The sequence below is a fragment of the Streptomyces sp. GMY02 genome (assembly GCF_019056675.1).
Lineage (GTDB): Bacteria > Actinomycetota > Actinomycetes > Streptomycetales > Streptomycetaceae > Streptomyces > Streptomyces odonnellii.
On record NZ_CP077658.1, the window covers coordinates 364,907 to 382,471 of the forward strand.

At 70.5% G+C, this 17,565-nt stretch carries 19 protein-coding genes; 10 read left to right on the forward strand and 9 right to left on the reverse strand.

Annotation, left to right across the window (positions count from 1 at the left end; translation table 11 throughout):
- Nucleotides 1-29: 29 nt before the first annotated feature.
- From KQY30_RS01555 to KQY30_RS01565, 3 genes are all read left to right on the forward strand, one after another.
- Nucleotides 30-2,081 carry a bifunctional aldolase/short-chain dehydrogenase gene (locus KQY30_RS01555; RefSeq protein WP_217305198.1) on the forward strand — a complete coding sequence of 684 codons (2,052 nt, stop codon included), beginning with the start codon at nt 30-32 and terminating at the stop codon, nt 2,079-2,081.
- Nucleotides 2,082-2,192: 111 nt separating this feature from the next.
- The gene (locus KQY30_RS01560; protein ID WP_302185290.1) at nt 2,193-3,728 is read left to right on the forward strand and encodes a rhamnulokinase family protein; all 1,536 of its coding nucleotides are present in this window, start codon (nt 2,193-2,195) and stop codon (nt 3,726-3,728) included.
- A 22-nt stretch (nt 3,729-3,750) separates the two neighbouring features.
- Nucleotides 3,751-4,782 (forward strand): LacI family DNA-binding transcriptional regulator, encoded by a 1,032-nt coding sequence (locus KQY30_RS01565; RefSeq protein WP_217305200.1) that lies wholly within the window; start codon nt 3,751-3,753, stop codon nt 4,780-4,782.
- 180 nt (nt 4,783-4,962) lie between these two features.
- Here KQY30_RS01565 and KQY30_RS01570 read toward each other — a convergent pair whose 3' ends face one another.
- Nucleotides 4,963-5,490, reverse strand: coding sequence for a GNAT family N-acetyltransferase (locus KQY30_RS01570; RefSeq protein WP_217305201.1), 528 nt, complete (start codon nt 5,488-5,490; stop codon nt 4,963-4,965).
- Between the two features lie 239 nt (nt 5,491-5,729).
- Here KQY30_RS01570 and KQY30_RS01575 point away from each other — a divergent pair, with 239 nt between their 5' ends.
- Complete coding sequence (locus KQY30_RS01575; RefSeq protein WP_217305202.1) at nt 5,730-6,476, forward strand: carbonic anhydrase; 747 nt, start codon at nt 5,730-5,732, stop codon at nt 6,474-6,476.
- 143 nt (nt 6,477-6,619) lie between these two features.
- A complete protein-coding gene (locus tag KQY30_RS01580; protein WP_217305203.1) occupies nt 6,620-7,597 on the forward strand; it encodes a fibronectin type III domain-containing protein in 978 nt (325 codons plus the stop codon).
- On the opposite strand, the gene KQY30_RS01585 is transcribed toward KQY30_RS01580, so the two are convergent.
- The 3 genes from KQY30_RS01585 to KQY30_RS01595 all read right to left on the reverse strand — a co-directional run bounded on the left by KQY30_RS01585 (nt 7,575) and on the right by KQY30_RS01595 (nt 9,704).
- Entirely contained in the window at nt 7,575-7,895 is a 321-nt protein-coding gene (locus KQY30_RS01585; RefSeq protein WP_254406870.1) for a helix-turn-helix domain-containing protein, read from the reverse strand. The genes KQY30_RS01580 and KQY30_RS01585 overlap by 23 nt on opposite strands.
- Before the next feature lie 31 nt (nt 7,896-7,926).
- Nucleotides 7,927-9,180 (reverse strand): DUF6397 family protein, encoded by a 1,254-nt coding sequence (locus KQY30_RS01590; RefSeq protein WP_217305205.1) that lies wholly within the window; start codon nt 9,178-9,180, stop codon nt 7,927-7,929.
- 110 nt (nt 9,181-9,290) lie between these two features.
- The gene (locus tag KQY30_RS01595; RefSeq protein WP_217305206.1) at nt 9,291-9,704 is read right to left on the reverse strand and encodes a roadblock/LC7 domain-containing protein; all 414 of its coding nucleotides are present in this window, start codon (nt 9,702-9,704) and stop codon (nt 9,291-9,293) included.
- Between the two features lie 159 nt (nt 9,705-9,863).
- Between KQY30_RS01595 and KQY30_RS01600 the strand changes: the two genes are divergently transcribed.
- Nucleotides 9,864-10,292 carry a PPOX class F420-dependent oxidoreductase gene (locus tag KQY30_RS01600; RefSeq protein WP_217305207.1) on the forward strand — a complete coding sequence of 143 codons (429 nt, stop codon included), beginning with the start codon at nt 9,864-9,866 and terminating at the stop codon, nt 10,290-10,292.
- A gap of 206 nt (nt 10,293-10,498) precedes the next feature.
- On the opposite strand, the gene KQY30_RS01605 is transcribed toward KQY30_RS01600, so the two are convergent.
- Entirely contained in the window at nt 10,499-11,197 is a 699-nt protein-coding gene (locus tag KQY30_RS01605; protein ID WP_217305208.1) for an SDR family oxidoreductase, read from the reverse strand.
- A gap of 176 nt (nt 11,198-11,373) precedes the next feature.
- Here KQY30_RS01605 and KQY30_RS01610 point away from each other — a divergent pair, with 176 nt between their 5' ends.
- On the forward strand, nt 11,374-11,991 hold the full coding sequence (locus tag KQY30_RS01610) for a CGNR zinc finger domain-containing protein (protein WP_254406871.1): 618 nt from the start codon (nt 11,374-11,376) through the stop codon (nt 11,989-11,991).
- A gap of 49 nt (nt 11,992-12,040) precedes the next feature.
- Here KQY30_RS01610 and KQY30_RS01615 read toward each other — a convergent pair whose 3' ends face one another.
- Nucleotides 12,041-13,264, reverse strand: a complete 1,224-nt coding sequence (locus tag KQY30_RS01615) for an RNA polymerase sigma factor (RefSeq protein WP_302185357.1) — start codon at nt 13,262-13,264, stop codon at nt 12,041-12,043.
- Between the two features lie 90 nt (nt 13,265-13,354).
- A complete protein-coding gene (locus KQY30_RS01620; RefSeq protein WP_217305210.1) occupies nt 13,355-13,756 on the reverse strand; it encodes a YciI family protein in 402 nt (133 codons plus the stop codon).
- Nucleotides 13,757-13,938: 182 nt separating this feature from the next.
- Between KQY30_RS01620 and KQY30_RS01625 the strand changes: the two genes are divergently transcribed.
- The 3 genes from KQY30_RS01625 (at nt 13,939) to KQY30_RS01635 (ending at nt 16,019) form a co-directional block, all read left to right on the forward strand.
- On the forward strand, nt 13,939-14,538 hold the full coding sequence (locus KQY30_RS01625; protein WP_217305211.1) for a class I SAM-dependent methyltransferase: 600 nt from the start codon (nt 13,939-13,941) through the stop codon (nt 14,536-14,538).
- A 129-nt stretch (nt 14,539-14,667) separates the two neighbouring features.
- The gene (locus tag KQY30_RS01630; RefSeq protein ID WP_254406873.1) at nt 14,668-14,985 is read left to right on the forward strand and encodes a hypothetical protein; all 318 of its coding nucleotides are present in this window, start codon (nt 14,668-14,670) and stop codon (nt 14,983-14,985) included.
- Nucleotides 14,986-15,092: 107 nt separating this feature from the next.
- A complete protein-coding gene (locus tag KQY30_RS01635) occupies nt 15,093-16,019 on the forward strand; it encodes a hypothetical protein (RefSeq protein ID WP_217305212.1) in 927 nt (308 codons plus the stop codon).
- A gap of 148 nt (nt 16,020-16,167) precedes the next feature.
- On the opposite strand, the gene KQY30_RS01640 is transcribed toward KQY30_RS01635, so the two are convergent.
- Nucleotides 16,168-16,350, reverse strand: a complete 183-nt coding sequence (locus KQY30_RS01640; RefSeq protein ID WP_217305213.1) for a hypothetical protein — start codon at nt 16,348-16,350, stop codon at nt 16,168-16,170.
- A gap of 65 nt (nt 16,351-16,415) precedes the next feature.
- Nucleotides 16,416-17,495: an acyl-CoA desaturase gene (locus KQY30_RS01645; RefSeq protein WP_217305214.1), complete on the reverse strand. Its 1,080-nt coding sequence runs from the start codon at nt 17,493-17,495 to the stop codon at nt 16,416-16,418.
- Nucleotides 17,496-17,565: the final 70 nt, after the last annotated feature.

The window sequence follows — 17,565 nt, forward strand, 5'->3', positions numbered from 1 at the left end:
AGCCAGATCCGCTCGCACAGAGGGACATGATGACCGACCAGCCTCATCTCCATCCGGTGGCGGCCGAGCTGCTCGACCGCTCGCACCGGCTCGGTGCCGATCCGCGCACCACCAACTACGCCGGGGGCAACACCTCCGCGAAGGGATCCGCCACCGATCCCGTGACCGGCGACGATGTCGAGCTGATGTGGGTCAAGGGATCCGGCGGTGATCTGGGCACCCTGACCGCCGGCGGACTCGCCGTACTGCGCGTCGACCGGCTGCGCGCTCTGACCGCGGTCTACCCGGGGGTGGCGCGCGAGGACGAGATGGTGGCCGCCTTCGACTACTGCCTGCACGGCAAGGGCGGGGCGGCTCCCTCCATCGACACCGCGATGCACGGCCTGGTCGACTCCCCTCATGTGGACCATCTCCACCCCGACTCGGGGATCGCCCTGGCCTGCGCGGCCGACGGGGAGAAGCTGACGGCCGAGTGCTTCGGCGACACGGTGGTGTGGGTGCCCTGGCGGCGGCCCGGTTTCCAGCTCGGGCTGGACATCGCGGCGGTCAAGGAGGCGAACCCACGGGCGATCGGCTGTGTGCTCGGCGGCCATGGCATCACCGCCTGGGGCGCCACCTCGCAGGAGTGCGAGAGCAACTCGCTGCGGATCATCCGTACCGCCGAGGCGTTCCTGGCCGAGCGCGGCAGACCGGAGCCCTTCGGTCCGGTCCTGCCGGGGTACGAGCCGCTGCCCGAACGCGAGCGGCGGGCGAAGGCGGCCGCGCTGGCCCCGCTGATCCGCGGGCTGGTCTCCACCGACCGGCGCCAGGTCGGCCACTACACGGCCACGGAACCCGTCCTCGACTTCCTGTCCCGTACGGAACATCCACGGCTCGCGGCCCTGGGCACCTCCTGCCCCGACCACTTCCTGCGCACCAAGGTCCGCCCCCTGGTGCTCGATCTGCCCGCGGGTGCGCCACTGGAGCGGATGCGGGAGCGGCTGGGCGAGCTGCACTCCGCGTACCGCGAGGAGTACCGGGCGTACTACGAGCGGCACGCGGTGCCCGGATCGCCACCGATGCGCGGGGCGGATCCGGCGATCGTGCTGGTGCCCGGGGTGGGGATGTTCTCCTTCGGCAAGGACAAGCAGACCGCGCGGGTCGCCGGTGAGTTCTATGTGAACGCGGTCAATGTGATGCGGGGCGCCGAGGCGGTCTCCTCGTACACACCGATCGAGGAGTCCGAGAAGTTCCGTATCGAGTACTGGGAGCTGGAGGAGGCCAAGCTGCGCCGGATGCCCGCTCCGAAGCCGCTGGCGACACGAATCGCGCTGGTGACGGGGGCGGGCTCGGGCATCGGCCGGGCGATCGCCCGGCGGCTGGCAGCCGAGGGCGCGTGTGTTGTGGTCGCCGATCTCAACGGCGAGAGCGCGGTGGAGGTCGCGGAGGAACTGGGCGGCGCCGACCGGGCCGTGGCGGTCACCGTCGATGTGACGGACGAGGAGCAGATCGCGGCGGCGTTCGACGCGGCCGTCCTCGCCTTCGGCGGGGTGGATCTGATCGTCAACAACGCCGGTATCTCCATCTCCAAGCCGCTGCTGGAGACGACCGCGCGGGACTGGGACCTCCAGCACTCCATCATGGCCCGCGGCTCGTTCCTGGTCTCGCGGGAGGCGGTCCGGGTGATGACCGATCAGGGTTTCGGCGGCGACATCGTCTATGTCGCCTCAAAGAACGCGGTGTTCGCGGGTCCCAACAACATCGCGTACTCCGCCACCAAGGCCGACCAGGCACATCAGGTCCGGCTGCTCGCGGCCGAGCTGGGCGGGCTGTCGATCCGCGTCAACGGGGTCAACCCCGATGGGGTGGTGCGCGGTTCGGGGATCTTCGCGGGCGGCTGGGGGGCGCAGCGGGCGGCGGTGTACGGCGTGGAGGAGGCGAAGCTCGGCGAGTTCTACGCCCAGCGCACCCTGCTCAAGCGGGAGGTGCTGCCCGAGCATGTGGCGAACGCGGTGTTCGCGCTGACGGGCGGCGATCTGAGCCACACAACGGGGCTGCATGTGCCCGTGGACGCGGGGGTGGCGGCGGCGTTCCTGCGCTGAGTTCCCGTGCGGCGGGCGTCGCGGTCGGCTGTTCCGGCCGCCCGCACGTGCGGGCGTATGTCCGTCGAGTCACCCGTATCTCTGCCGAGTCACCGATCCACGAGGTCCGTCGTGTCCCCCACCGCACCGCTCCCCTTCGCCGCCGTCGATCTCGGCGCGTCCAGTGGCCGGGTCATGGTCAGCCATGTCTCCGGCGGCGGTGCGGGCACCCTGCGCCTCCAGGAGGTCCACCGGTTCCCCAACCGCCCGGTGCGGACCGACGGCACACTGCACTGGGACATCCTGTCGCTGTACGGAGGGGTGCTGGACGGGCTGCGGGCCGCGGGTACGGCGGCGGGGCGGGCTCCGGCGAGTGTCGGCATCGACACCTGGGCCGTCGACTACGGGCTGCTCGACGCGGACGGGGCGCTGCTCGGGAATCCGGTGCACTACCGCGACACGCGCACCGAGGGCCGGGCGGCGGCCGTGGAGGCGGTGCTGCCGCCGTCCGAGCTGTACGCGGCGACGGGCATCCAGTACCTGCCGTTCAACACCGTCTACCAGCTCCTGGCGGCACGGGACAGCGCGGTGTTCGGGGCGGCGCGGCGGCTGCTGCTGATCCCCGATCTCCTCACGTACTGGCTCACCGGCGAGGCCGGCACCGAACTCACCAACGCCTCCACCACCCAGCTCATCGATCCGCATACCCGGGGCTGGTCGCGGTACGTCGCCGACGCGCTGGACATCGATCTCGCCCTGTTCGCGCCACTGCGCGGACCGGGCGATCCGGCGGGCGAGCTGCTCCCCGGTGTACTGGCCGAAACCGGTCTGACGGGGCCCGTCCCGGTGACGGCGGTCGGCTCCCACGACACGGCGTCCGCCGTCGCGGCCGTCCCGGCTTCGGACGACCGGTTCGCGTATGTCGCCACCGGCACCTGGTCCCTGGCCGGGCTGGAACTGGACGCGCCTGTGCTGACCGAGGAGAGCAGGCGTGCCAACTTCACCAATGAACTGGGCGTCGACGGCACGGTCCGCTATCTGCGCAACATCATGGGGCTCTGGCTGCTCCAGGAGTGCCTGCGGAGCTGGGAGGCGGGCGGCACACCGCAGCCGCTGGACCGGCTGCTGCGCGAGGCCGCCGAGGTGCCGGGGCTGCGGTCGTACGTCGACGCGGACGACCCGGTGTTCCTCGCACCCGGGGACATGCCGCGGCGGATCGTGGACGCCTGCCGGCGTCTGGGCGTACGGGCACCGGAGGGGCCTGCCGAGATCACCCGCTGTGTGCTGGACTCGCTGGCGCTCGCGCACCGGCGGGCGGTCGAGGACGCCCAGCGGCTTTCGGGGCGGGCCGTGGACACCGTGCATGTGGTGGGTGGCGGCGCCCGCAACGCGCTTCTGTGCGCGCTGACGGCGGACGCCTGCGGGCTTCCCGTATTGGCGGGGCCGGCGGAGGCGGCGGCGCTCGGGAACGTACTCGTCCAGGCACGCGCGGCGGGTGCCGTCCGGGGCGGGCTCCCCGAGCTGCGGGCCCTGGTCCGCGCCAGGCTGGAGCCGCGCCGGTACGAGCCGAGCGGTGAGCGGGGGGCCTGGGACCGGGCCGCGGCGCGGATCGCGGGGCATACCCCACATATGATGGTCACACCGGTCAGAGGTCCCAAGGTGAAGTGATCAGGACGGACGGGCAGGACGAGTGGCGCAGACGGTCGGCATCAAGGACGTGGCCCGGCTGGCCGGGGTCTCGGTGGGCACCGTCTCGAATGTCCTGAACCGGCCGGAGAAGGTGTCGGAGCAGACCCTCGTCCGGGTGCGCGCGGTGATCGACCAGCTCGGCTTCGTACGGAGCGAGACGGCACGCCAGCTCCGGGTCGGCACCAGCCGCATTCTGGCGATCCTCGTTCTCGACATGGCGAATCCGTTCTTCGTCGCGGTCGCCAAGGGCGCCGAGCGCGCGGCGCGTGAGGCCGGGCTCGGGGTGATGCTCTGCAACAGCGCGGGCAGCGCGGCCGAGGAGGCGGAGTATCTGGCGCTCTTCGCCGAACAGCGGGTACGCGGAGTGCTGCTCACCCCGGCCGACACGTCCGGGCGCAATGTGCGGGAGTTCGCGCGGCAGGGCATTCCGTATGTCCATGTCGACCGGGCCGTGCCCGCCGCCGAGGGGTGCTCCGTATCGGTGGACGATGTGGCGGGCGGCGCCCTCGCGGTCCGGCATCTGCTGGCGGCGGGGCACCGCTCGGTGACCTATATCAGCGGCCCGATGTCCCTTCCCCAGTGCCGGGACCGCCGTACCGGCGCGCTGGCCGCGCTGCGTGAGGCGGGACTGCCCGAACAGGCTCTGCGACAGGTCGAGTCGGCGCGGCTGGATGTCGCCTCCGGCATTGACGCGGGGGCCCGGCTGCTGGGTCTCGCGGAGCGTCCCACCGCGGTGTTCTGCGCCAATGACCTGCTGGCGCTGGGGGTGCTCCAGGCCATGTACGGGGCCGGGGTGGACGTGCCCGGCGATATTTCGATCGTCGGCTACGACGACATCGAGTTCGCCGCGGCGGCCGTCGTACCGCTCACTTCCGTACGGCAGCCGGCCGACGCGATGGGGCGCGCGGCGGCGGAGATGCTGATGGAGGAGACGGGCCCGGGCGGCGAGCACCATACGCACCGCTCGGTCGTGCTCCAGCCGGAGCTGGTGGTACGGAGTTCAACGCGCCGTCTGAAGCGGCCGGTTCACTGACCGGCTCACCGGCCTGTCCACCGCCCCGACGATGCACCAGGGCCGGTATCGGCATCGGCATCGCGAGTGTCCGGGGCTCCGGGGCCTCCGGGGCTTCGGGGGCCTCCGAGGGCGGTGAAGATTCGCCCATCCGTGTGACCCGCCAGGCACTGGTGCCGCGACCCCGGCAACGTTCGCCCGTCAAGGAGCGGCGTAGCAGCGGACCTTGACGGTCTGTTCCGGACTCCAGCGTTGGTCGACCACGGCCAGCAGGCTCCAGCCGAGGCGCTCGTAGAGCGCGGCCGCGGCGGAGTCGGAGGCCACGACGTCCAGCACCGGGTGCAGTCCGCGTTCGCGGGCGGCCCGGGCCGCCTGGGACATCAGAAGCGCGCCGATCCCGTGGCCGCGCGCCGCCGGGGAGACGAACAGACGGCTGAGCACAGCGGTGTCGGCGACGGCCGTTCCCGCGCGGCTGCTCCACAGGGCCGGGGCCACATCGCCCGCACCGGCCGGGGAGAGCGCGAGATGGCCGACGATCCGTCCGTCCAACTCGGCGACCCAGGCCGCGAGCTGAGTCGGCCGCGCGAGCCAGTCGGCGGGGCATTCGGGCCAGTTCACCGGATAGCCGTCAACTTCGTGCACCTCGGCGAGCACCTCCAGGCAATCGCCGAGATCCCCCTCGTCACGACGCCGCACATCACACATGGGGATGTCATCGGCCGTCGGCATGGTCTGTCGATTCACCGAACCATGCAACCACAACCGGCCATGGGGTCCTTGCCACGCCGGGAGTGATCACTCACCCGGGCCGGCTCGTCGGGACGGTCAATGAAATGGCCGGACTGTGACGGGACTACGTCCCCATTTGCTGTCAATCGCCGGTGCTTGAGGTGCGGTTGATTCAAGAGAGGGTCAACAATGCGCCAAGACCGGCCAAGGGGCGAGTGTGCCCTGGATAGTCTCCGGCCGTGATATCGACCAGACATGCGAATAGACCTGCCGCACCCGACGGCACACCCCGCCGTACGCTGCTGCGCGCGGCCCTGGCCGGCGGCGCCGCCACCGCGGGCGTGGCCCTCACCGCGCCCTCCGCCGGCGCTGCGGCCAAGAGGCCCCAGCCCCGCCCCCGTCCGGCCACCCCGGACGAGGCCCTCCGTGAGCTCACCGAGGGCAACCGGCGCTGGCGCACCTTCCGGGAGCAGCATCCGCACGAGACGGAGACCTTCCGTCAGGCGCTCGTCTCGGGTCAGCACCCCTTCGCCCTCGTCCTGGGCTGCATCGACTCCCGGGTGCCCCCGGAGCTGGTCTTCGACCAGGGCCTCGGCGATCTGATGACCGTGCGCTCGGCCGGCGAGGTCCTCGACGAGGCCGTCCTCGGCAGCATCGCCTACGGCGTGCTGGAACTGGAGATCCCGCTGGTCCTCGTGCTCGGGCACCAGTCCTGCGGCGCCGTGGCCGCGGCTGTCGCCGCCGAGACCAGCGGTGAGGAACTCCCCGCCCACATACAGTACTTGGCCGACCAGATCCGCCCCGCGATCGACCACGCCCAGCAGGGCGACGCCCGTGTGGACGCGACCGTCACCGCCAATGTCGCCCGTGTCCACGGCCTGCTGTCCGCGGAGCCCGACCTCGCGGCCAAGGTGGCCGAGGGCAAGCTGGCCATCGTCGGCGCCCGCTATGAACTCACCACCCAGCTCGTCCACCGCACCGTCTGACGTCGTTTCTCTGTGAGCCGCGCCCTGACCGGGACCGGACAGCGCCCCGGTCAGGGAACGAATACACCCCTCCCCCTTGATGTGGTCGTGACACCTGTGTCATATATGTCTAGACCATTGCCCCCCGGGTGGAGGACACGGCCATGCGAAGGTTCATCAGTCTTGCCGCGCTCATGTCCGCCGTCGTACTCACCGCGGGCGCCTGCGGCTCGAACGACGAGGAGCAGAAGCCGCCTTCGGCACCCGCGGGGGTCACCGCCCAGGCGGGCAGCGCCACTTCGGTCCATGTGATGTGGAACCAGCCCTCGGAGAAGGCCGGGATCTCCGGCTTCGAGGTGTACCGGGGCAAGAGCAAGGTCAAGGACGTCCCGGTCGGCACGACCATGATCGATGTGACCGGGCTGAAGCCGTCGACCTCATACACCTTCTCCGTCCGGGCCAGGACCGACGACGGCACCTACTCGCCCCGCAGCGGCGAGATACCCGTCACCACACCCGCCGCGGTCGCGGAGGACAAGGTGGCGCCGGCGCAGCCCCAGAAGCTGGCGGGCAAGAGCGACGGAGCACGGGCGGCCCGGCTGAGCTGGGCCAAGGCCACCGGCGACGACCAGGGCATCACCTCCTACGACATCTATCAGGGCGGCTCCAAGATCCACAGCGTGAACGGCGACGAGACCTCGGCCCACATCACCCGGCTGCGGCCCGGGACCCGCTACAGCTTCACGGTCGCCGCACGCGACGCGGCCGACAACACCTCGCCCGCCAGCCGCGCCGTCGAGATCACCACCCCGCGCGGCCCCGGCGACGACCCCGACACCGCCCCGATCGACTTCCGCGCGGCGACGCACTCCGCCGACGGCGGTCACTATGTCGACCTGTCCTGGTTCGCGCCGAAGACCGGCACCGACGTCCCCTCGTACCAGATCTATGTCAACGGAACGTTCGCGACGACCCTGATCTGGGGCGGCGAGCCTCCTAAGGGCCGGGCCACCTACAGCGTGTTCGTGAGCAAGAAGGCCGACGAGACCTACCGGGTGAAGCTTCGCGCGAAGCTTCCCGACGGCAACTGGGGCAAGTTCTCCGAGGAGCGCTCCATCGTCACGGGTGCGACCCGGCGCTGACTCCCGAAGCGGCCGGTCCTATCTCGTCGAGATGCTCCTCCACCCAGGCACGCACCTGCCCGAGGGGTTCGGCGACACCTCTGCCAAGCGGAGTGAGCGCGTACTCGACATGGAGGGGAACGGCCGGATAGACGGTGCGGTCCACAAAGCCATGGTCCTCCAGTCTGCGCAGTGTGTTCGTCAGCACCTTGGGGCTGATGCCCTGAAGCCGTCGCTGGAGCGCGCCGAAGCGCTGCGGCCCGTCCTCCATCGCGCCGATGGCGAGCGCGGCCCACTTATTGGCCAGCAGATCGAGCACTTCACGGCAAGGACACTGCGCGGCGTAGACATCATGGCCGCCGGAGTGTTGACCCGTGGGGCAGCTTGTGGCCATTGTGTCTCCCGTCACGCGGTTCTGAGCTGCATGCTTCCCCGAAGATAGTAGCCGCCTTCGCGTGCCTGGACCGTCGCTCCCTTCTCATCCTCAGCCGGTTCAGCAGTCCCTTGCGGCCGTCCTGGCGCAGCGGGGACCCGGATGCTGTAACCGGCACCGGGGCCGCTCTGCCGTCGCACAGGTCGGACGGGTCACACGGATCGGACGCGTCGCACAGGTCGCTCGGGTCGGACAGGCCGTTCGGGCTCGACGGATCGGACGGGTTGCCATCGCCCGGATCCCCAGCGGGCGGGCCGTCAACTGGCTGTCTGTCAGGGCCAGGAACAGGTTCACCGGGGCGCGGGGCGGGTCCCGTACGCCGGGCCTCCTCCAGAAGCATGTCCAGGCTGCCGCGGTGCCATTGGATCTCGTCCGGATCGTCGGCCAGCAGCAGGCGCCGTACCGTCGCCTGCGCCGCCTCGGACGCCGGGTGGCCGGGGGCCAGATCGGGCCGCAGCCTGTTCAGACAGGCCCGTTCGTACGGGTCACGCACCAACTCGGCCAGATGCCCCGGATCGAGCACCGAGCCGACGACGGCCGCACGCTCCCAGGGGTCCGCGCTCTGGTGCAGCAGATGGCCGATGCGTCTCCCCCGCCAGTTCCGCGGGCGCCGGTCGTCCTCCGAGTCCGGGCCGTGGCGCAGCGCCAGTGGCAGCCGACCGGTGAGCAGGGCCGGTTCCCTGCCCGCGAACTCCTTCAGCTCATCGGCCAGATAGAGCCAGACGACAGCGCGATAGCGGTTCAAATAGAACGTCACCGGGGCGACGCATCCCGCGCGCGCCAGCCGGGTGAAGCGGCCCGGACTGACGGAGATCAGCTCCGCGCCCTCCGCCGTGCCCACGGTCCGAACCCGCTGTCGCAGCGTGTCCGGGAACCCCTGCGCCGCCCGCAGACGGTCGATCTCCTGCCGGGTGACCTGCCGACGTCCTGCGGCCGGTCCGGCGATGGCGCGGACATGGCCCAACTGCGTGGCCAGCTCGAACTCTCCGCGTCTCAGCTCCAGCTCCCGCGCCGCCCGCACAACCCCGACCGTGCGCGCCCGTTTCCCCGCGGCGCCGCCCTCGGGTCCGGCGTCGGCGCCGGCCGATCCGCGATCCGGATTCCGGTCCCGTTTCCGATCCTGGATCCACTGCTGGTCCCGGAAGTCGCTGTAGGTGTGGCTGACAGACATGGTGGTCCTCCCCCGTGAGTCGTAACTACTCTCGGTGACGACCGTAGCGCGTCGGCGGCATTTCTCGCGCGGCCTGTGGACAACTCAGCAGGCGCAGCGAAAAACCCAGTTCAGAGGCCGCTCAGACTGGTCTCGCCCGGGTACCTGACCGCGACTCCGAGGTGCTCGCCGACCCGGTTGACGAGCAGCGTCATCTCATACGCGACCTGCCCGACATCGGCCTCGGCCGCCGTCAGGACGCACAGGCAGCTCCCGTCCCCCGCCGCGGTGACGAACAGCAGCGCCTCGTCGAACTCGACCATGGTCTGCCGGGCCTGACCGGCCCTGAAATGGCGCCCGGACCCTCGGGCGAGGCTGTGCAGCCCCGACGAGACCGCCGCGAGATGCTCCGCGTCCTCACGCACCAGTCCCGTACTCGCCCCGGTCACCAGACCGTCGTTGGACAGGACCAGCGCGTGCTTTATGTGCTCGACCCGCTCCGTCAGGTCGTCCAGCAGCCAGTCAAGTCCCTTTTCGAGTGGCATTGTCGTTCCTCCCCGTTCAGATGTTCCCTGTGGCTGGCAACTCCCCGTAGCCTTCCGCACCCGCCGCTCCCGGGCAAGCGTTCCCCGGGCCCCCGGACCCCGGCGCACACCGGGGGCGTCGTATCGCGCGGGGCGCGTACCCGACGGAAAATTGCGGACATGGCGACTCAGATGAACAAGGACGAGTGGCGGACCTTTGTCTCCAAAGGGACACGCACCGGAAAGCTGTCCACCGTACGGGCCGACGGAAGCCCTCATATCGCGCCCGTCTGGTTCGTACTGGACGGGGAGGACCTTGTCTTCAATACCGGCAGGGAGACGGTGAAGGGACGCAATCTGCTCCGTGAGGGCAGGGCAGCGCTGTGTGTGGACGACGAACGCCCGCCGTTCGCCTTCGTGGTGATCCAGGGACGGGCCGAAATCGACGAGGATCCCGGGCAGTTGCGCGCATGGGCCACGCGCATCGCGGCACGCTATATGGGCGAGGATCGCGCGGAGGAGTACGGGGAGCGCAACGGTGTGCCCGGTGAGCTGTTGGTGCGCCTGAGGCCCGACAAGGTCTCGGCCTATGCGTCCGTGGCAGGCTGAAGGACGCCCCGGCACACTCCGAAAGGACCGAAAGGGCCGCAGGGCCGAGACAGCGAAGGACCGGAAGAACCAGAAGGAGAAAAACCAGAAGCAGTGGGTCCCGGCTCCGCCTGGAACAGAGTCAGGACCCACATCACCTCACCTTGCCGGCTTGATCGATCTGCCGGTCTGTCGGTCTGTCGGTTTACGGCCTGGCGGCTGCCGTCTCACCGGCCCGACATGCTCAGTCCCTCCACCGGACCCGTGAGCGCGGCCTTGAAGTGACGGCTGGCCTCATCCACGAGGACCTCGCTCTCGCCTTTCTCCAGCGCGGTCAGCACCTCGCGCGCCACGGTCCGGGGATCGGACTTGGGCACGTCCAGCGCCCGGATCATGTCGGTGTCGGCGTAACCGAGATGCACACCCAGCACCTGAGTGCCCTGGGGGCGCAGTTCCAGCCGGAGCGAGTTGGTGAGCGACCAGAAGGCCGCCTTCGTAGCACCGTAGGCACCGCTGCCGGCCGCCCAGGACAACGCCGAGTGGATGTCGACCAGCGCGCCGCCGCCCTGGGCCGCAAGGACCGGCGCGAAGGTCTGGGCGATCCGCAGCGCACCGTGGACATTGGTCTCGAAGAGGGCCCTGACCTGGTCCAGATCAGCCGTAAGAAGCGGGGCCAAGTCACCGATCCCCGCGTTGTTGAAGACGATCGAGACATCGCCCGCGGCGCGGCCCAGCTCGGCGACCGAATCGGCGTCGGTCACCTCCAGCGGCAGCGGAACCACCCTGGGGTCGGGATCGGCAACGGGCGTACGGGCCGTGGCGTACACCTTGGCCGCTCCCGCCTCCAGCAGTTCCTGGACGAAAGCGCGGCCCAGTCCACGCTGTCCACCGGTGACCAGGACGGTTGCTCCACTGACGGTGGTCATGGCATCTCCTCGGGGTGACGACTCACTGCGTTACGGACGCGCACACCGCGCACGTCATGAATGGCGACGACAGAAGCGTCATCGATTAGCCTCTGTCGCCCACCACAGTGCTCGCCTTCCACGACATAGTCAAGTACGCTTTGCCTATGTCTTGGGTAGCCAGTGGGCGATATCGCATGCGAGAGGCTCCCGATGGGCTCGCACTGGTGCAGGACCTGATCAACACGCGCGCCATCAGGCATTACGCGCCTGATCTCCTGGCCGGTCGCGAGTCCGCCGAGGAGTGGCTGACCGGTGCCGCCGGCGCCTGGGCCCGTATCCATGGACTCGACGTCCCGGACTGCTCGCTGTCGGAGGCGGATCCGGCCGCGCTTCGCGACCTCAGGACGACCTTCCAGGAGCTGATCGCCGGCACGGGAGGCGATACCGGAAGCGATGCGGGAGGTCACACCCCCACCTCCGGCTCTGGCTCCCGCTCCGGCAAGGCGCGTACGGCCGGTCGAGGCGCCTCCGTACGGCTCGCACCCGACGTCGAAGGGCGGGTACGGATGGTCCCCGTCGGCCGGGGACGCCAGTGGCTGGAGTCGGCGCTCTGGTCGGAGACGCTGCTCGCCCAGCGGAACGGGACCTGGCCCCGGCTGAAGATGTGCCGCAACACCGAGTGCGCTTCGGCCTTCTACGACACCTCGCGCAACAACAGCGGTGTCTGGCACGACGCCAAGGTCTGCGGCAACGCCGTCAATCTCCGCGCCTCACGGGAGCGCAAGAGGCTCCGCGAGAGCGGCGCCTCTTGATCGACAACAGCGGTCACCGTCCCTGGCCGAGCGACGGTCCCCGGCCCGCTCAGGAGTCTCCCGCCAGCCGCGCCGCCCGGATCGTCAGATAGTGCCGCTCCGGAAGGCTGGTCGTACGGTTCGCCGCCTCCCGGTAGTTCTCCATTGCCCCCTGCCGGTCGCCCGCCATCTCCAGCAGATGCGCACGCACCACGGCAAGTCGATGATTCCCCTTCAGCCGCCCGTCCGTGTCGAGCGACTCGACGATGTCGAGCCCGGCCTTCGCGCCGCGCACCATGGCCACCGTGACCGCCCGGTTGAGCGAGACCACCGGATTGGGGCCGAGCTGCTCCAGCACTCCGTACAGGGCGAGGATCTGCGGCCAGTCCGTGTCCTCGGCTGTCTCCGCCTCGTCGTGCACGGCGGCGATCGCCGCCTGGACCTGATACGGGCCGAGCGGCCCCTTGGGCAGGGTGGCCGTGATGAGCGCCGTGCCCTCCTCCATGGCCTTTGTGTCCCAGAGCCGCCGGTCCTGCTCCTCCAGCGGGACCAGCTCACCGGCCGGCCCCGTACGTGCCGCGCTCCTCGCATCGGTGAGCAGCATCAGCGCGAGCAGGCCCGCGACCTCGCTGTCGTCCGGGAGCATGTCGTACGCCGCCCTGGTCAGCCGGATCGCCTCCCGGGACAACTCAACCCGTTGCAGATCGGGCCCCTCGCCGGTGGCGTACCCCTCATTGAAGATCAAATAGAGGACATGCAGCACGGCGTCGCGCCGCCCCGCGCGGTCCTTCTCGTCCGGCATCACGAACGGGATCCCCGACGCCTTGATCCGCTGCTTGGCGCGGCTGATCCGCTGGCCCATGGTCGCCTCGGGCACCATGAAGGCGCGCGCGATCTCGGCCGTCGTCAGACCGCCCACACAGCGCAGAGTCAGCGCGATCGCCGCCGTGGCGGACAGCGCGGGATGGCAGCACAGGAAGAGCAGGATCAGTGAATCGTCGCTGGCGGCGGGGTCGTCGCTGTCCGCGGGCGGCGCCGTCCGCCGGTCGGCGGGCTCACGGGCGGCCACCAGATCCTCCCGGCGCCGGCGCGCCTGTTCACCCCGTACCTGCTCGGTCATACGGCGGCTCGCGACCTGGATCAGCCAGCCGCGCGGGTTGCCGGGCATGCCCTCGGCGGGCCACTGAACGGCCGCGGCCAGCAGCGCTTCCTGTACGGCGTCCTCGGCCGTGCCGAAGTCCCCGAACCTGCGGGTGAGCACGCCGACGACCTGCGGCGCCAGGGTGCGCAGCAGGTCCTCGACGGGCTTGCCCCCGTGATCGGCTCCCGGGTCGGCCGGGCGATCGGCGGCCCGGCCGGTGGCGGCGTTCGGATCAGTCAGTGCTCACAGCTCCTCCGGCGGTCCCGCCATCACCTGGCGGACCTCGATCGGCATGTTCAGCGGCTTGCCGGCGGGCCCGGGTGCCGCCGAGACATGCGCGGCCAGCTCGACCGCACGCTCCGCGCTGTCGCAGTCGACGATCCAGAACCCGGCCAGGAACTCCTTGGTCTCAGGGTAGGGACCCTCGGTGACAATGGGCGTCCCGCCGCTGCCCGCCCGTACGATCCTGGCCTGTTCGGTGCCCGCGAGGCCCTCCGCCGTCACCAGTTCGCCCGCCTTCGAGAGCTGCTCATTGGTGTCGTGCATGAAGGCGATGTGGGCCCGGATCTCCTCGGGCGACCACTCCGTGATCGGCGGGAAGTCCACGGTCTTCTCGCTGAACTGCATGAGCAGCATGTACTTCATGACCTTCTCCTCACTGTCGCGACTGTCGCGCCCCTGCGGGCGCTCTCACGGACAGGTCGAAGCACGCGCCGCGATTTCGACATCCCCGACGAGGACACGCGAAGATTTCTCAGAAAAAGTTATCGGCAATCCGGGCGGTCCGCGCGTCGCGGCTGGGACCGGTACTGCGCGATCATGTCTCCATGCCTCACGATCACACGCGGGTGCGGGAGTTCTTCGGCGCCAGGGCGGCCGACTGGGACACACGATTCCCGGACGACGGTCCCGCCTACGCCGCTGCCGTCGCGGATCTCGGGCTGCGCCCCGGTGACACCGTCCTGGACGCGGGGTGCGGGACGGGGCGCGCGCTGCCGCCGCTGCGCGAGGCCGTGGGTGCGCGGGGCACGGTGCTGGGCGTCGATCTGACACCGGAGATGCTGGAGCAGGCGGTACGGGCCGGCCGCCGGGCCAGTGGGACGCTGCTGCTCGCCGATGTGAGCCGGCTCCCGCTGCGCTCGCACGTGCTGGACGCGGTTTTCGGCGCGGGGCTGATCGCGCACCTTCCGCACCCGGGCGAGAATCTGCGCGAGCTGGCCAGGGTTGTCAGGCCGGGCGGCAAGCTGGCGCTGTTCCATCCCCTCGGCCGGGCCGCGCTGGCCGCCCGGCAAGGACGGCAGATCTCGGACGACGATCTGCGGGCCGAGCCACGTCTGCGGCTGCTGCTGGCGGGCGCTGGCTGGCGGCTGGAGTCGTACGCCGACGAGGACTCCCGTTTTCTGGCCGTGGCGGTACGGCAGGACTGACCCGGGTCCCGTCCTGTCCCGGTCGGGAGGTCTTCTGCCGAGGGCCTCGCGACCGTACGTTGGAGGGGCGGGCGCGGGCAAGCGTTCGGTGCGCGCCTCCGCCTCGTAGCGGCATGCCAGACAGCCGGTATGCCCGACAGCAGGGGGAAGGTGGACCCGGTGTTCAGCAAAGTGCGCAGAATCCTCGGCCAGGAACGCGCCACCGCCCCGGCCGCCCGGCCCCACCCTCGGCCGCACAATCTGTTCGAGGCCGCCGCCACCCATGTCGCGGCGTGCGCGGAGGACGACCAGCGGCGGGCCGACGAGGCGGCGGGCTGGGTCTCACCGGAGGCGCTCGCCTTCGGCATCAGTGAACTCGCCTGCCGGGCTGTGATCGCGTTGGCCCGGGAGCGCGACGAGTCACCGCAGGCCGTGGCCCGGACTCTGCTGGGACTCCCGGCCCTGTGACAAGCGGCTGCCCTCGGTGTGACCACCGGCTCGGTTCCGGACCCTCGACGTCCGCGTTACTCACTGGTTAGGGTGCGCCGACAACGGACCGTATGGGGAGGTGCGCCGTGGCCGGAACGGACGACTCCGTGGACGATGACCCGCTGTACGTACTGACCGCCGCGCTGCTCACACCCGCGCGGTTCCCCGCCGTACTCGGCGACGACTATCCGGAGGCCTGCGCCGCGCTGAGTCTTGAGCCCTACGACCGGGGATACGGGCTGGTCATGGGCCAGGACGGCGAAGGCGCCCGCTGGACGGTCGTGGTGGACGACGTCTCCCTGGTCGCCGTCGCGATCGCGTCCTGGGACTGCGGTATGGAGTACGACCTCTCTCCCGGGGAACGGACCGTGGTCTGCGCGCTGCCCGGCTGGCCGGTCGCCCTGTCCGTACACGCACCCGGCCTGCCCGCCCCGCACGACCCCGCGCCGGAGCCCGGCTCCGAGGAGGACGGCGACTGGCCGGTGCTCACACCTCCCGACATCGAAAGCTGGGGCCCGGCGCAGCGTCGCCTCGGCGCTGACGAGATCGCCCTGCAGTGGGCGTCATGGCGAGAACGGCTCGCCGGGACGCCCACCGCCGAGCCCAAGCCCCCGGACCGCATGGAGCTTCCCAAGCCCCCGGACGGTGCGAAACCTCCCAGTACTGGGGACAAAGCCGCTCGGAAGAGCGCGGCGCGCCCGGGCGACACAGCGAAGAACACCGGCGAGAAGCCCACGCCCGCCGGGCACCCGGGCATCCGGCGCGTGTTGCAGGAACTCCATGGCTATCTGGACAAGGCCCCGCCGCTCGGCCGTGTCCGCTCCAGCTTCGCCCCGGGCGACGCCCGGACACTCCGCGCCGACGGCCCCGGCTGGTCCTTTGTCGCCAGGACCGACGACATGGCATTCGTGCTGCTGGACGCGGAACCGGGCGAGGTCCTGCCGATCGGGCGCGGCACCGAACTCCCGGCGCTGCTCACGGCCCTCGACGACATGGCCGTACGCCCGACCTGACCCGCCCGGCCCAAAAAGCCCGCCACCGAGCCGGCGCCGCCCAACGAGACCGCCCGGCCCAAAAAGCCCGCCTGACGACCCGGTCCGACGAGGCGCCCCGCCCGACAAGACCGCCCGGCTCAACGAGCACGTACGGATCTTCGCCGGCTCAGCGGTCTATCTCCTTGCGGCTGATCCTGCGCAGCCTGCGGCGCTGCGACGGATCCAGCATCAGATATGCGGCCGTGGGCACTCCGAGCACCACCAGCAGCGAGAACCAGAATCCGATCATGGGCCACAGAAGAAGGCCTATGGCCACTCCCCCGATGACGATCTTCGTCTTTGTCGACATTCGACGCCTCCTTCGCGGCAGAGCCACTCTGCTCGGTGAACGCGCACCGGCGTCCGCCAGTTCCACTATGCGCTCGCGCGCAGCGGTTCGCCGACGTCGCGCATATGTCCGAGGGCCTGCCGGTACGACTCGATCAGCCCGGTCTCGGTGTACGGGACGCCCAACGCCCGGCAGTGCGCGCGCACCAGTGGCTGGGCGAGCCGCAGGTGCGGGCGGGGCATGCTCGGGAAGAGATGGTGCTCTATCTGGTAGTTCAGCCCGCCCAGGAACCAGTCGGTGAGCGCACCGCCGCGCACATTGCGCGAGGTGAGGACCTGCCGCCGCAGATGGCCCCAGTCCGCGCAGCTCTCGGGGTCGGGCATCTCCATCCCCTTGTGATTGGGCGCGAAGGCCATCCCGAGGTGGAGTCCGAGCAGCATCTGGTTGATCACCGCGAAGACGATCGCCTGCGCGAGGGTCATGGTGGTCAGCAGCAGCGTGAGATACGCGGCGACATGAGCCGCGAGCAGCAGGCCCTCCACCACTCGGCGCCGGGGCGCCATCGAGCCGTCCCCGCCGGAGAAGACGGCCCGGAAGCCGTACGCCTTGAGCGCGACGCCCTCCAGCGTGGTCAGCGGGAAGAACAGCCAGGCCTGATGCCGGGTGAGCCAGCGGCGCAGCCCCGAGCGCCCCACGGCCTGGTGCTGGGTGAAGACGAGGACGTCCGCGGCGACATCCGGGTCCTTGTCTATGTGGTTGGGATTGGCGTGGTGCCGGTTGTGCTTGTCGTTCCACCACTCCTGGCTCATTCCGAGCAGCAGATTGGCGTGGACGAGCTGCACCAGACGGCCCCGCCCCCGGTCGGCGGTGATCTGGGCGTGTCCCGCGTCATGGCCGATGAACGCCATGCGCGCGGATACGACAGCCAGCGGCGGCGCGAGGAGCAGCGTCCACCAGGACGGTTCGAGGAGCGCCATTCCGGCGACGATCGCGCCCAGGAAGAGGAAGTTGACGGTGATGCCCCGGGCGTACCAGGCGACCCGGCGCTCCAGGAGGCCCTGTTCCCTGACCGTCCGCAGCAGGGGCGCGAAGTCGCTGCCACCCGTGCGGCCCGGCGCGGCATCGGGTAGGGGCTCCGCGACGGTGGCGGTGACGGTGTGGGGCATGTGGGTCTCCGGTCTGTGGGCCGATGTCCAGCGGGGGAAAGGTCGCGCAACGCGCTGACCTTCTTGAAAC

Excerpts from the sequence above, each read along its gene's own strand:
- KQY30_RS01580 (WP_217305203.1), top strand. The coding sequence starts at position 6,620 with ATGCGAAGGTTCATCAGTCTTGCCGCGCTCATGTCCGCCGTCGTACTC.
- KQY30_RS01570 (WP_217305201.1), bottom strand. The coding sequence starts at position 5,490 with ATGCCGACGGCCGATGACATCCCCATGTGTGATGTGCGGCGTCGTGAC.
- KQY30_RS01595 (WP_217305206.1), bottom strand. The coding sequence starts at position 9,704 with ATGCCACTCGAAAAGGGACTTGACTGGCTGCTGGACGACCTGACGGAG.
- KQY30_RS01645 (WP_217305214.1), bottom strand. The coding sequence starts at position 17,495 with ATGCCCCACACCGTCACCGCCACCGTCGCGGAGCCCCTACCCGATGCC.
- KQY30_RS01590 (WP_217305205.1), bottom strand. The coding sequence starts at position 9,180 with ATGTCTGTCAGCCACACCTACAGCGACTTCCGGGACCAGCAGTGGATC.
- KQY30_RS01630 (WP_254406873.1), top strand. The coding sequence starts at position 14,668 with ATGCCCGACAGCAGGGGGAAGGTGGACCCGGTGTTCAGCAAAGTGCGC.
- KQY30_RS01605 (WP_217305208.1), bottom strand. The coding sequence starts at position 11,197 with ATGACCACCGTCAGTGGAGCAACCGTCCTGGTCACCGGTGGACAGCGT.
- KQY30_RS01625 (WP_217305211.1), top strand. The coding sequence starts at position 13,939 with ATGCCTCACGATCACACGCGGGTGCGGGAGTTCTTCGGCGCCAGGGCG.
- KQY30_RS01620 (WP_217305210.1), bottom strand. The coding sequence starts at position 13,756 with ATGAAGTACATGCTGCTCATGCAGTTCAGCGAGAAGACCGTGGACTTC.
- KQY30_RS01610 (WP_254406871.1), top strand. The coding sequence starts at position 11,374 with ATGCGAGAGGCTCCCGATGGGCTCGCACTGGTGCAGGACCTGATCAAC.
- KQY30_RS01640 (WP_217305213.1), bottom strand. The coding sequence starts at position 16,350 with ATGTCGACAAAGACGAAGATCGTCATCGGGGGAGTGGCCATAGGCCTT.
- KQY30_RS01555 (WP_217305198.1), top strand. The coding sequence starts at position 30 with ATGACCGACCAGCCTCATCTCCATCCGGTGGCGGCCGAGCTGCTCGAC.
- KQY30_RS01600 (WP_217305207.1), top strand. The coding sequence starts at position 9,864 with ATGGCGACTCAGATGAACAAGGACGAGTGGCGGACCTTTGTCTCCAAA.